This window comes from Vibrio sp. Vb1980, assembly GCF_033338615.1.
Lineage (GTDB): Bacteria > Pseudomonadota > Gammaproteobacteria > Enterobacterales > Vibrionaceae > Vibrio > Vibrio alginolyticus.
Genome location: NZ_JAWOSZ010000014.1, coordinates 18,852 through 32,908 on the forward strand (window position 1 = coordinate 18,852; position 14,057 = coordinate 32,908).

General features: G+C 45.4%; 12 protein-coding genes. 7 read left to right on the forward strand and 5 right to left on the reverse strand.

The features are described from left to right. Window positions 1-32 precede the first annotated feature (32 nt). On the forward strand, window positions 33-695 hold the full coding sequence (lipB, locus tag R7F64_RS18360) for a lipoyl(octanoyl) transferase LipB (protein ID WP_005384137.1): 663 nt from the start codon (window positions 33-35) through the stop codon (window positions 693-695). Continuing rightward, a complete protein-coding gene (gene lipA, locus R7F64_RS18365) occupies window positions 692-1,657 on the forward strand; it encodes a lipoyl synthase (protein ID WP_005391329.1) in 966 nt (321 codons plus the stop codon). The genes lipB and lipA overlap by 4 nt, the downstream gene beginning before the upstream one ends. A gap of 446 nt (window positions 1,658-2,103) precedes the next feature. Here the strand turns inward: lipA and glyA are convergent, their stop codons facing one another. Next, window positions 2,104-3,354: a serine hydroxymethyltransferase gene (gene glyA / locus R7F64_RS18370; RefSeq protein WP_005381985.1), complete on the reverse strand. Its 1,251-nt coding sequence runs from the start codon at window positions 3,352-3,354 to the stop codon at window positions 2,104-2,106. A gap of 347 nt (window positions 3,355-3,701) precedes the next feature. On the opposite strand from glyA, the gene R7F64_RS18375 reads away from it, so the two are divergent. From R7F64_RS18375 to R7F64_RS18385, 3 genes are all read left to right on the forward strand, one after another. Next, window positions 3,702-4,304 (forward strand): YitT family protein, encoded by a 603-nt coding sequence (locus tag R7F64_RS18375; protein WP_017635671.1) that lies wholly within the window; start codon window positions 3,702-3,704, stop codon window positions 4,302-4,304. 90 nt (window positions 4,305-4,394) lie between these two features. After that, window positions 4,395-5,915 (forward strand): winged helix-turn-helix domain-containing protein, encoded by a 1,521-nt coding sequence (locus R7F64_RS18380; protein ID WP_318071964.1) that lies wholly within the window; start codon window positions 4,395-4,397, stop codon window positions 5,913-5,915. 131 nt (window positions 5,916-6,046) lie between these two features. Continuing rightward, entirely contained in the window at window positions 6,047-6,946 is a 900-nt protein-coding gene (locus R7F64_RS18385; RefSeq protein WP_047102068.1) for a hypothetical protein, read from the forward strand. Window positions 6,947-7,049: 103 nt separating this feature from the next. Here R7F64_RS18385 and treC read toward each other — a convergent pair whose 3' ends face one another. The 4 genes from treC to gmhB form a co-directional block, all read right to left on the reverse strand. Next, window positions 7,050-8,735 carry an alpha,alpha-phosphotrehalase gene (gene treC, locus R7F64_RS18390; protein ID WP_054576933.1) on the reverse strand — a complete coding sequence of 562 codons (1,686 nt, stop codon included), beginning with the start codon at window positions 8,733-8,735 and terminating at the stop codon, window positions 7,050-7,052. A gap of 87 nt (window positions 8,736-8,822) precedes the next feature. Continuing rightward, on the reverse strand, window positions 8,823-10,247 hold the full coding sequence (gene treB, locus R7F64_RS18395) for a PTS trehalose transporter subunit IIBC (protein ID WP_005383602.1): 1,425 nt from the start codon (window positions 10,245-10,247) through the stop codon (window positions 8,823-8,825). A 176-nt stretch (window positions 10,248-10,423) separates the two neighbouring features. Then, complete coding sequence (gene treR, locus R7F64_RS18400) at window positions 10,424-11,371, reverse strand: trehalose operon repressor TreR (protein WP_054576934.1); 948 nt, start codon at window positions 11,369-11,371, stop codon at window positions 10,424-10,426. 74 nt (window positions 11,372-11,445) lie between these two features. Continuing rightward, window positions 11,446-11,997: a D-glycero-beta-D-manno-heptose 1,7-bisphosphate 7-phosphatase gene (gene gmhB / locus R7F64_RS18405; RefSeq protein ID WP_005381961.1), complete on the reverse strand. Its 552-nt coding sequence runs from the start codon at window positions 11,995-11,997 to the stop codon at window positions 11,446-11,448. Window positions 11,998-12,338: 341 nt separating this feature from the next. Here gmhB and metN point away from each other — a divergent pair, with 341 nt between their 5' ends. Further along, a complete protein-coding gene (gene metN / locus R7F64_RS18410; RefSeq protein ID WP_318071965.1) occupies window positions 12,339-13,373 on the forward strand; it encodes a methionine ABC transporter ATP-binding protein MetN in 1,035 nt (344 codons plus the stop codon). Beyond that, a complete protein-coding gene (locus R7F64_RS18415; RefSeq protein ID WP_005383604.1) occupies window positions 13,363-14,040 on the forward strand; it encodes a methionine ABC transporter permease in 678 nt (225 codons plus the stop codon). The genes metN and R7F64_RS18415 overlap by 11 nt, the downstream gene beginning before the upstream one ends. The last annotated feature ends 17 nt before the right edge of the window (window positions 14,041-14,057 follow it).

The following is a 14,057-nucleotide window of genomic DNA, read 5'->3' on the forward strand; positions in this document are numbered from 1 at the left end:
AAAAACTTTATATATTAGCAACAGGAATTCCCATGCAACACCAACTTGTTGTAAAACGACTTGGCCGCCAAGACTATGAGCCTGTATGGAAGGCGATGCATGAGTTCACCGACCAACGCACAGAAGAAACCCGTGATGAAGTCTGGTTGGTAGAACATAACCCAGTATTTACGCAAGGACAGGCAGGTAAAGCTGAGCACTTGATTAACACTGGCGATATTCCTGTTGTACAAAGTGATCGCGGAGGTCAGGTTACGTATCATGGCCCTGGTCAGTTGGTCGCCTACTTCTTGATCAACCTACGCCGCAAAAAATTAGGTGTACGAGATCTCGTTACCACAATCGAGAACCTCGTGATCAACACGCTAAAAGCATACAATATTGACTCAGCCGCGCGACCTGACGCACCGGGTGTCTACGTTGCCGGTAAGAAAATATGCTCTCTCGGTTTACGCATTCGTAAAGGATGCTCGTTTCATGGTTTAGCCTTGAACGTAAATATGGATTTAACACCGTTTCTGCGTATTAACCCTTGTGGTTATGAAGGTATGGAAATGGTTCAGGTCAGCCAATTTGGCGGCCCAGACAATGTAGAAGCCGTAGAAAAACAATTAATAGAAGAACTCGTTACTTTGCTCGATTATGAGCAAGTAGAATTCAGCACAGAAGCACCTTCTCAAGGTAATAAAGCATGAGCAAACCAATCCAGATGGAAAAAGGCGTTAAATATCGTGACGCCGATAAAATGGCATTGATTCCCGTAAAGAACATGCCTACAGAGCAGAAAGAAGTGCTACGTAAGCCTGATTGGATGAAGATCAAGCTACCAGCCGACAGCCAACGAATTCAAGACATCAAAGCGGCGATGCGTAAGAATAAACTTCACTCCGTATGTGAAGAAGCATCTTGCCCGAACCTAGCGGAATGTTTTAACCACGGTACAGCAACCTTCATGATCTTAGGTGCTATTTGTACTCGTCGTTGTCCTTTCTGTGACGTTGCTCATGGCCGCCCATTACCACCGGAAGCAGAAGAGCCTCAAAAACTGGCGAAAACCATTGCCGATATGAAGCTGAAATACGTAGTAATCACTTCTGTTGACCGTGACGATCTGCGTGACGGCGGTGCACAACACTTTGCCGATTGTAACCGCGAGATCCGTGCGTTAAACCCGCATATTAAGATTGAAACACTGGTTCCTGACTTCCGTGGTCGCATGGATGTAGCGCTTGATCTAATGAAAGACAATCCGCCAGATGTCTTCAACCACAACTTAGAAACCGCGCCACGTCTTTACCGTAAAGCTCGCCCAGGTGCGAACTACAAATGGTCACTTGAGCTCCTTAAGAAGTTCAAAGAGCAGCATCCAGATGTACCGACCAAGTCTGGTTTGATGATGGGTCTTGGTGAAACCAAAGAAGAAATCATCGAAGTACTGAAAGATCTACGCGCACACGGCGTAACGATGCTGACTCTAGGCCAGTATTTAGCGCCAAGCCGTCACCACTTGCCAGTAGAACGTTACGTTCCACCATCAGAGTTTGACGAGCTAAAAGAAGTTGCACTAGAACTTGGCTTCACGCATGCAGCGTGTGGTCCATTTGTTCGCTCTTCTTACCATGCCGATATGCAGGCTCAAGGTATCGAGATTAAGTAAGCTCTCGTTTGTTTTCAAAAGAAAGGTTGGCTCAGTGCCAACCTTTTTTGTATCTGTCAAATGATGATAAAAAGCCATTCTACCTCCGTCATTCTGAACAGCGAGGAACGAGCGTGATTCAGAATCTGTTTTCAGAATACTGATGATTTTTAGGGAAACGCTGAGTAAAAGAGTGTGCCTCAACAAGATTCCTGCTCTCGCCTAGGCTCGTCGGAATGACGCGGTTTGGATATATTGAAAGGGACAGTGTTGGTAGCCATCTCCTTATCACACACTCTTCGCTATATCTCATTCCAAACGCCAGACAAACAAAAAGGCCCTCAATTGAGGACCTTTAGTATATCAATGTTCAAAATAGATGAGTCGAGTTCTAGGAGAACACACGGAGTTTGCGCGAGCAAATGAGTATGTTCGACACCGAAATCGACTCACTCGATGAAAAGCAGTTATGCGTAAACTGGTAGACGCTTACAAATTTCTAGCACTTTCTGTTTAGTCGCTTCGATAACTTCTTCGTTGCCGATGTTATCTAGAACGTCACACATCCAGTTTGCTAGCTCTTTTGCATCTTCTTCAGTGAAGCCACGGCGAGTGATCGCTGGCGTACCTACACGAATACCAGACGTTACGAATGGGCTGCGTGGGTCATTTGGTACTGAGTTCTTGTTTACAGTGATGTTTGCTGCACCTAGTGCCGCGTCTGCGTCTTTACCAGTGATATCTTTGTCGATTAGGTCAACAAGGAACAAGTGGTTTTCTGTACCGTTAGATACGATTTTGTAGCCACGCTCTTGGAACTGACCAACCATTGCTTTTGCGTTTTTCACTACGCGAGCTTGATAAGCTTTGAACTCTGGCTCCATCGCTTCTTTGAACGCTACTGCTTTACCAGCGATAACGTGCATTAGAGGACCACCTTGACCACCAGGGAACACTGCTGAGTTCAGTTTCTTGTACATATCTTCGCCAGCATTTGACAAGATAAGACCACCGCGAGGACCTGCTAGTGTTTTGTGCGTCGTTGTTGTTACCACGTGAGCATGCGGTACTGGTGTTGGGTATTCACCGGCAGCGATAAGACCAGCTACGTGCGCCATATCAACAAATAAGTAAGCACCTGCTTTGTCAGCGATTTCACGCATGCGTTTCCAATCAACGATTTGCGAGTAAGCAGAGAAACCACCGATGATCATCTTAGGTTTGTGTTCAAGTGCTAGCTGTTCCATCTCGTCGTAGTTGATTTGACCAGCTTCATCGATACCGTAAGGGATAACGTTGTAGTGCTTACCAGAGAAGTTTACTGGTGAACCGTGAGTTAGGTGACCACCGTGCGCTAGGCTCATGCCTAAAACTGTATCGCCTGGGTTAAGAAGCGCCATGTAAACTGCGCTGTTTGCTTGAGAACCTGAGTGAGGCTGTACGTTAGCGTACTCACAACCAAATAGTTGGCATGCACGCTCAATTGCTAGTGCTTCAGCTTTATCTACGTACTCACAACCGCCGTAGTAACGCTTACCTGGGTAGCCTTCAGCGTATTTGTTCGTTAGCTGAGAACCTTGCGCTTCCATTACACGTGGGCTTGTGTAGTTTTCAGAAGCGATAAGTTCAATGTGTTCTTCCTGGCGAAGGGTTTCTTCCTGGATAGCTGCGAACAGTTCCGCATCGTAATCTGCGATGTTCATATCACGCTTAAGCATCTGTATCTCCTGACTCAGATTAGTACTGAAAGTTGCAAAAAAACTGTTGAATGACCCAACGCAAACGTTTTCGTCACCCTAATGGCGCGCATTCTACATAATTTGATTTAGGTCATAAAGAGAAATTTACAATTTTTCTCATGCAGTTTTTTCATGATGACAAGCAATGTTTACCATGCCAGCATTGCAATCGCATAACGACAATCTATTGCCTGTCAAATTTGTGCTTTACACCCTGTAAAACAGCAATTACATAGGTTTACCGTAAATTTTACCCTCTAGCTACCGAAAAGATCATCTTTTTACTACTATGCACGCCTTATTTATCACTAATGACTGCAACATTGATGGAAAAACACTCATTAAAAGAAGACTGGATAGCGATTCTCACGGGTACCTTTTTAGTAGCTCAAGGCGTTTTCTTTCTCCAATCCGCGAACCTTCTAACGGGAGGCACGACTGGATTGGCTCTGCTTATTAGCCAATTTACACCTTTTACCTTTGGTGTGCTGTACTTTTTAGCAAACAGTCCTTTTTACTTACTAGCATGGAAACGCTTCGGCCGTCATTTCGCCATTAATAGTGCCATTTCTGGCGCGTTGGTTTCTATCTTTGCCGATCATCTTTATTTGCTAATCTCGCTCGAATCGGTAAATGAAGTTTATTGCGCCGTCGCAGGCGGACTTTTAATGGGGCTCGGTATGCTGATCCTATTCCGACATCGCTCCAGCTTGGGTGGCTTTAACGTGCTGTGTTTGTTTATCCAAGACAAATTTGGCATTTCAGTTGGCAAAAGCCAAATGGCAATCGATGCATGTATCCTGTTTGCTTCATTCTTCTTTGTCACACCAGAAGTGATTGGCCTTTCAATTTTGGGGGCGTTTGCACTCAATCTCGTGTTAGCGATGAACCACAAACCGCACCGCTATTCCGTGACCTACGGTTCATAAATTTTTGATAATGATTGAAGCGCGATTTATAAGATTTCGCGCTCCAATCGCTATATAATACTTCGCGATTTCCAAATAGATCGGTACGGTATGCGCGACTTTCTGCAACAAGCTAAACAGACTCACAGTTGTATTGCGATTGGAGAGCTGATCTATAACCCGAAGACACAGACCCTTCATCAAGATGTTATCGCGATTGATCTTGAACCTCGCACCATTGAATTATTAGAACTGCTGTTAACAAGCGTTGGCCACCCACTCTCTGCTGACACCATTATTGAAACCATTTGGCAGAGCAAGTTCATCTCTAAGAATGTGCTCACGAACCGCATTAGCACCTTACGTGCCCTGCTACAGCAGTACTTACCCGAATACGATGCCGCTAAGCTTTTAGTCACTTACCCCCGCAAAGGCTACTTTCTTAACCCTGCCAATATTCGTTTGGTGCCACCAGCGAAAAGCCATCGACGCGTTATCCCAACTCAGGTTGCGAGGAATAAGAACTTCAAGCTGATTTTTGCTTATAGCTTGTGTGCCATACTTGCAGTTTGTAGCGTGACGCTCGCAAGCTTGTTATGGCAACGCCAAGAAATCTCAACACAACAAACACGTCATCAACTACTGATTCCCAAAGTCGAGCTACTACTCAACCGTGTCGATTCAATCGGCTCTCAGGCGCGAAAATACCGCATACTGGTCAAAGCCATCTTGCTGCAACAACAGGTCGAATATCCATACACCGACATCGCCAACCAAGATGCTCCCAGTTACTTTCTTGATCCTATCGGTCATACGCCATATTTCCCTGGCGCACGAAACATGCAGACCAGCGACTACGAGCTCAATATCGAGTTAAAAGACGGCGCAGAGCAAGGCATCTTGAAAGCGCAGATGAACCTTATTTATCCTGCGACGGGCAAGCTGGCGTTTCGCAATGAGTACACACTGCGTTTATCTGACCTACAATCGGATATTTTCCAAATGCACTCGGATGTCGCGCAATACTTCAATCTGCCTGCACCTTCGGCAAGTACGTGGCAGCTTTCGGATCTTCACAAAAAAATGTTATTCGAGAATGCCTTTTCTAGCCAACCTCTCCGACAATCTGATGAGTTTGCGGCTATAACAACGGCAAGACATCTCGCCTTATACGAGCACGAACATCAAAAGCTGGAAGCGTATTTAACTCAAGTACAATCGTCGTTTGATGTTTTGCCAGATGAGCTGAGCCTCTGGTTAGGTCTATTGCATTTCAAATTAGGTAACTTAGACAGGGCAAAAGCCCTGTTAACGACACCAGATGGCGACTCACGTATCCAAAACGCAATGATTTATACCTTTGTGTCTCACATTGCTTACAAGCAGAACAAACTTGAACAGTTCCGTCTCAACTACATGGAATCACTGGTGGCGCTGCTGCGCGTTTTACCTTCCGAAACCTTGTTTGAGCGTCTTTCTCAATCTGAATCAAAAGAGACTTGCCTCCAACCGTGGAAAACGTTGCATGTTAGTGTGACCGATCAAGAAATCATAAGCCGATGGAAAGCGCTCATTAACGAGTATTGCACTAATGTGGCCAACGAAATAACCACCAATAAAACAAAGACCTAAATATAAAATTAAGCTTTCGTTAACCCCTGTTAGCTTTTGTTTTTTGCCCTTTTTCTCTCGCTGAACTTAGCATGCTCGCATTCAAGCAACGGCCCAACATGAAGCGGCCTTATCAATCAGGAATGTAAACCATGCTAAACAAAATGACGCTTATCGCAGCAGCAACTCTGGCTCTTTACGGCTGTGGCGGAGGTTCGTCTTCTGGCAGTGCGAATCCAAACAAAGTGCCTCAAGAAAGTTTCGACGTCTCGATTCACAACTCCATTTTCGCTCCTATACCAAACACACAATTGAGCTATTCGTTTAGCTTGGATGGCCAACCAGAGGGCGACATGAAACTGAGCTTCCAAGCGATGGATAGCGAGCAAATATTGGCAGCATTGGCACAAATCCCAAACAGCGAGGCAATGGTCCAGTTGGTTAATGACTTGGTGAACTACGGCGCCGAACAGTTCTACTATTCAGACGAGCAGTACAACGACGACGAAGAGAGCAATACGCTTTACTTTGCAGGATCAGATGGTGCACTCCATGAAATCACTGACGCTTATTTCATTGGTCATCAGTTTATTGCCATGCTTATGCACAGCAGTCCGATTTTCCGCCTAAACGGTGACGACGTAAAAGAGAAAAGCCCGAATATTGACATCGGTGAAGAAACTATGTCTCTGCAAACCACTCTTACAGGCTACGCAGTTCACAACCTTCTAGACCGTTTTGAAGATCATGAGTGGGTACAAAACCTTCCTATGACAGCATCTTGCCAAGTGGTTTGGCAACAGCAAATCCGAGAGACTGGTGTGCGTAAAGCGTTCTCGATCTCAGGCAAGAAAATTGAAGCGGCATACCTGATGGAAGAGAACATCTACAACCTAAACTGTGATGATATGGAATCAATGGAGTTCGCCACTTCGGCAGAACGTTGGTTTAATCCGAGCTTAGGTCTGATTGAACAAATTGAACTGCTGAAAGTACAACAAGTACAAATCAATGAAGAGAAAGTGCAGCTAACAGCGATTGAAACAAAATAAGCCTGTACTCCACAAGTATCTCGCATCTCAATAAAAAAGGCTTTGGGGAGCACACCAAAGCCTTCATCTCGAACATCAATCTTAGGGGTGATGACACCCGAGTTTATTCTTCTATCAATAAAATACGAGTTTCGTAAGGTCGTAACACTTGATGGTTTGACGCGACTGCGCTCGCTGAGTTTTGATAGTTAGATAGCAAGTTTTTCGCTTTACTCATATCAAAACGTTCTGGCAGAACGCATTCCACCTCTTCTGCGTAGTAGTTATTGATACACAGCAGCGTTTGCTTATCGTTCTGACGAGCGTAAGCGAAAATACGTTTGTGCTCTGGCAGCAGGTCCTCGTAACGGCCATCGGTGATAACTGGAACCTGTTTACGCAGTTCAATCAGACGCTTGTAAAAGTAGAACACCGAGTTCAAATCGGCAACCGCAGCTTCAGCATTGATTTCAGAGTAATTCTGCGCCACTTCAAGCCACGGCGTGCCCTCAGTAAAGCCCGCGTGTTTTGCACTGTTCCATTGCATTGGTGTACGTGAGTTATCACGCGACTTCTGTGCCAAGATCGCCATCATATCGTCATGAGATACACCATCACGGTTGACCATGATGTCGTACATGTTAGTACTTTCAACATCACGATATTGGCTGATTTCGGTATAACCCGGGTTGGTCATGCCGATCTCTTCCCCCTGGTAAACATAAGGTGTGCCTTGCATCATGTGCACTGATGCCGCAAGCATCTTGGCAGATTCAACACGGTATTGCTCGTCGTTACCTAATCGGCTCACAACGCGTGGCTGGTCGTGGTTACACCAGAACAGCGCCCCCCACCCTTTGCCATTTAAGCCCGTTTGCCAATGATTGAAGATCTGTTTTAACTGAATGAAATCAAACGGCGCTTTGGTCCATTTTTCACCATTTGGATAATCGACTTTCAGATGATGGAAGTTGAACACCATGGATAGCTCTTTGCCGTCTAGCGAAGAATATTGCTGGCAGTGATCTAGTGTGGTGGAAGACATTTCACCCACTGTTACGCTGCCGTATTTTTGAAACACAGATTCGCTAATCTCTTGAAGGTATTCGTGCACACGTGGACCATCCGTGTAGAAACGACGACCATCACCAATATCGTCACTTGGAAAATCTTGCTGCTTGGAAATCAGGTTGATAACGTCGAGACGGAAACCATCGACACCTTTGTCTGCCCAGAAGCTGATGACTTCTTTCACTTCTTCACGCACTACTGGGTTTTCCCAGTTTAAGTCCGCTTGCTCTTTAGCAAAAAGGTGCAAATAGTACTGGCCTGTTTTTTCATCCAGCGCCCAAGCGTTACCACCAAACTTAGATTGCCAGTTGTTTGGTTCTACACCATCTACCGGATCTTTCCAAATGTAGTAATCACGGTATGGGCTGTTTTTATCACCCAGTGCGGATTGGAACCACTTGTGTTCTGTCGACGTGTGGTTCACTACAATGTCCATGATAATACGAATGCCCAACTGATGCGCTTCTGCTAGCAAAGTATCGAAATCTTCCATAGTGCCGAACTCAGGGTTGATCGAGTAGTAATCGGATATGTCATAACCGTTGTCGATCATTGGTGATTGGTAAACCGGCGTCAGCCAAATCGCATCCACACCAAGATGCTTAAGATAATCCAGCTTAGAAATGATCCCTTTGATGTCGCCCGTGCCTTTACTGCCACTGTCACAAAAGCTTTTTGGGTAAATTTGATAGATGGTTGCGGTTTTCCACCAGCTCTCATCATGCTTGGTCATAGCCATTTCTAACACTCACTTACCAGTAATCGGAAACTTAAAATTTGAAAAGAAAAATAGGAGGAGGCAGCCAAGTCACTGCCTCAAATAGAATTACGCGTTTGCAGGCTCAAGCTCACCTTTGGCTTGTGCACGCTTATAAAGAATTAACGTTAATGCAGCAGGTACCAGCATTGCGACTAACATAGCCAAAGCAAAAATGCCCCAGAACTGCGGTTGGATAGATAAGATGCCCGGCAAACCGCCCACACCGATACCGTTCGCCATTACGCCCGCACTACCACAAATAGCAGCAGCACACGCACTACCGATCATCGCGCTCAGCATTGGGAACTTGTATTTCAAGTTGATGCCGTACATCGCCGGCTCGGTCACACCAAGGTAAGCAGAGATAGCCGCAGGTACTGAGATATCACGCTCGCCATGTTTTTTACTGATGATAATGATGCCGACGACCGCAGACGCTTGAGCAATATTTGAAAGCGCAATCAGAGGCCAAATTGGCGTGCCGCCTAGCTCTTGCATTAATTGAAGGTCAACCGCGTTGGTGGTGTGGTGAATACCAGTAATGACCAATGGCGCGTATAGGAAGCCGAAGATGGTTGAGCCAATCATTGCGAAGTCACCCGTCATGGCTGCTTTTGCTGCGAAAGCAACGCCGTCACCCAACATACGACCGAATGGACCAATGATAGAGTGCGCAAGAATCACAGACACAATGATTGAGACAAACGGCACGACCACTAGGTAAAGGTAAGACGGAATGATGCGTTTTAAGTTGGTTTCAATAAACGCCAGAGCCATACCAGCAAGCATTGCTGGAATCACTTGCGCCTGATAGCCCACTTTTTCGATGGCGAATAAGCCAAAATCCCACACTTCGGGTACTTGCTTACCAATCAGGTAGGCGTTCATCAACTGCGGCGAAACCAATGTTACACCAAGCGTGATACCCAGAATCGGAGTACCGCCGAGCTTTTTCACTGTCGACCAACACACGCCAACTGGTAGGAAGAAGAAGATCGCCTCACCAATCAGCCATAAGAAAGAGTGTACCGTTGCCCAAAACTGGCTGATTTCCGTTAGCGTTTGACCATCAAACATCTTGATGTCGCCAATCACGTTACGGAAACCAAGGATCAGACCACCGGTGATGATCGCTGGTAGCAGTGGTACAAAGATTTCTGCAAGGTGGGAAATACCACGCTCAACGATATTCATGTTTTGACGAGCAGCGTTCTTCGCTTCGTCTTTGCTGGCTTCACTTTTACCCGTCAGTCCGATCAGTACCTTGTAAACTTCATCCACTTCAGTACCGATAACCACTTGGAACTGGCCTGCGTTGGTAAAACAGCCCTTCACCATCGGTAATGTTTCTAACTGTTTCGTATCTGCTTTGTCCGTATCATTTAGAACAAAACGCAAGCGAGTTAAACAGTGACTTACACTGGCAATATTGTCCGGCCCCCCGACCAGCTCAATAAGACGCTCCACGTCTTTACGCGCAATCTTACTCATAACTTTGTCCACCCTGTATTGGATACATTCGATTCATCATTTTGTTTTTATAAATGGGAACATTCCCATTTCTTAATTTTAATATTGCCATTCGAAGACAAAAAACAAAATGGGAACAGTCCCATTAATTGAGAATGATCACAGTATAATTTTAGAGCAGATCGTTTTAGTGTGGATTAACAAACGATAGGCTGTTGAGTAAAGTGAACCACTTCCTCATCGCCATTTAATTGATTGATCAGCATGTTAGCGGACTTCTCACCTGCAAGGGTATAACCTGGGTCGACACTAAATACTTTAGGGAAAAGGAAAGAGAGCAATTCATTACCTCCAACACCTGTCACAACCACGTCTTCACGTCCTAACTCTTGAAGACGCTTAATCACGCCCAACGCGATGGTGTCACTGGCGCACACGATGGCCTGAGTGTCAGATTGAAGGACTTTGTCTACCAACTGATAAGCACTTTCATGGCTCAGCTTACCCGTCTGGAAACAAGGTGTAATTTGTTTGCGTTGACACCAAGCTTTATAAGCATTTAGACGAGCTAAGCCAGTGGTTTTGTCTTCAGGGTCAACACCAATATAAGCAATGCGAGATAAAGATTGCTGCTCAAGATGAGACAAAGCCATGTCTATCACACCTTGGTTGTCGTAGTTGATCGAAGAAACCATTTGCGTGTCCATCGCGATCACGACGATACGATTCCCCCACTCCGCCAATGCTCGCTCATCACATCCAGTAAAGCCAAACACGATCACCCCATCGACGTTGCGACGTTTAAGCACATCCAAATGTTCATTGGTTTTATCGCGATCGAATTGGCTCTCCATGATCACCGCATCATAACCAGCGGAATACAAAGCATTGAGCATTGTGCCAACGGCGCGATTTTCTGATGGTGAATCTAAACGGGAGATGATAACCCCAATAACTTTTTGGCGGCCGCCACGCATTGATTGCGCAGATTTGGACGGCACATAACCAGATTCACGAATGATTTGCTCAACCTTCTCTCGCGTTTGGGGTTTCACTTTTGGATCGTTAGTAAGCACACGGCTTACTGTCGATTTGCCCACGCCTGCCAATTTTGCGATATCAAGAATGGTGAGTTTTTTGCTCATAAGTGTTCAGACTAAAAGAAGGAATCAAACAAAAGGGAAGCAGTGGCTTCCCTTATCTCAGTCAGTAATGAAGATTACTTGTTTAAGTACGCAGGCACATCTGCAATGCTATCTAATACTACCGTTGCAATGGCTTCGCCCTGTTCCGTTACTGGCTTACCAGTGCGAACCAAAATCTTAGTGCCAACGCCTGCCGCTTCTGCTGCCATCATGTCTTCAGCTTTATCGCCGATCATCACAGATTTCTCCATGTCGATCTTCAAGAAGTCACGCGCAGAAATGAACATGCCTGGTTTTGGCTTACGGCACTCACAATCTTGCTTGTACTCGCCAATGCCATGTTCTGGATGATGTGGACAGTAATAGATACCATCGAACTCAACACCATTATCAGCAAAGTTCCAATCCATCCATTGAGTCAGAGACAAGAAACGGTCTTCACTGAATTTACCGCGTGCGATGCCCGATTGATTCGTCACTAACACTAGAAGGTAGCCTTTATCTTTTAGCGCTTTCGTCGCTTCAAATACACCATCAATGTACTCAAAATCATGTTCGTCATGAACGTAGCCGTGGTCAACGTTTATCACGCCATCACGATCGATAAAAACAGCAGGTTTTGCCAAAACGTATTTCTCTATTAACTCGGTTTAATCAGATTATTACATACCTTATAAACTTCAACACTATCTAATTAATTCTAGGCCTCGACAAAACGGTTGATTTGTTGGGCAAGAATCGGTAAATCTGAGGGTGCCCCGCCGTCTACCTCCTGCTTGTTATCTATACATCTTCGTTTTAAAACAGAACATCCATACATTTAGACGTCTAGACGTAAAAATATCTATTGACTTCATTCTGCTTAACCCATAGCATCAACTGAAAATTGAGATAAAGCTCAACATTAAGTTCTGTCAAAGGCCGTTTTTGACAGCGAAGTTCCCCGTATCTTTGGGCAGGTTGAAACATGATAGAAATAAAAAACGTCAATAAAGTGTTCTACCAAGGCAGTAAGGAAATCCTTGCCCTGAAAGACATTGACCTACACATCGACAAAGGCACCATCTTTGGTGTTATCGGTTCATCAGGTGCTGGTAAAAGTACGCTGATTCGCTGCGTAAACATGTTAGAAGCGCCGACCTCTGGTTCCATCATCGTTGATGGTGTGGATCTAACCAAACTCAGCAAAAAACAACTAGTCGAAACACGCCGTAACATTGGCATGATCTTCCAGCACTTTAACCTGCTTTCGTCTCGTACTGTGTTTGATAATGTAGCACTGCCACTAGAACTGGCAGGTAAAGACAAATCGCAAATCACAACAAAAGTAACTGAGTTGCTAAAGCTTGTAGGCTTAGCCGACAAACACGAGAGCTACCCATCTAACTTAAGTGGCGGCCAAAAACAGCGTGTGGCAATTGCTCGTGCATTGGCATCCGATCCTAGCGTGCTGCTTTGTGATGAGGCCACTAGTGCGCTAGACCCGGCAACAACTCAATCTATCCTTGAGTTATTGAAAGAGATCAACCGCAAACTCAACATCACGATTTTACTTATCACTCACGAAATGGAAGTCGTAAAAAGTATCTGTCACGAAGTAGCAATCATCGGTGGTGGTGAGCTGGTGGAAAAAGGCACCGTTGGCGATATTTTTGCGCACCCTAAGACAGAGCTAGCGCACCAATTCATTCGCTCAACGCTGGATCTTTCCATTCCTGAAGATTACCAAGCTCGTCTGCAAGCAGAGCGTGTTGATGGCAGCTACCCGTTGGTTCGCTTAGAGTTTACTGGCGCAACCGTCGATGCACCGTTAATGTCGCAAATTTCTCGTAAATACAATATTGATGTGAGTATTTTGAGTTCCGACCTTGATTACGCTGGTGGCGTGAAATTCGGCATGATGGTCGCAGAGCTATTTGGTAACGAAGAAGATGACAACGCAGCTCTTGAATACCTGCGTAAGCACAACGTAAAAGTAGAGGTACTTGGTTATGTCCTTTAATACGATTTCTGAATGGCTGAGCTTAAACAGCAAACTACTTTTAGGTGCAACGTGGGAAACGCTTTACATGGTTGCGGTTGCCGGATTAGTCGGCTTTGCTGTGGGTATTCCATTAGGCGTAATCCTCCATATTACTAAGAAAGGCGGCCTACTTGAAAACACCAAACTAAATAGCGGCTTAGGCGCTATCGTTAACATTGGTCGCTCAGTGCCATTCCTCGTACTGATGGTTGCGATTATTCCAGTGACAAAAATGCTAGTTGGAACCTTTATCGGCACAACCGCAGCAATCGTCCCACTGACTATTGGCGCCATTCCTTTTGTCGCTCGTCTCATTGAAGGTGCTTTATTAGAAGTACCGACAGGCTTGGTGGAAGCAGCGCAGTCAATGGGGGCGACACCAACACAGATCATCACAAAAGTTCTACTACCTGAAGCAATGCCGACTATTGTTAACTCAGTAACGATTACGTTGGTCACTCTCGTTAGCTACTCAGCTATGGCGGGTACGGTAGGCGGCGGCGGCCTAGGCGACGTAGCCATTCGTTACGGTTTCCACCGCTACGATGTAACTATCATGGCCGTGACTGTCGTGATGTTGATTGTTCTAGTACAGATTATTCAGTCTATCGGCGACGCAGTGGTGCGCCGTGTAGACCACAGATAAGCATCAAAAATACAAAT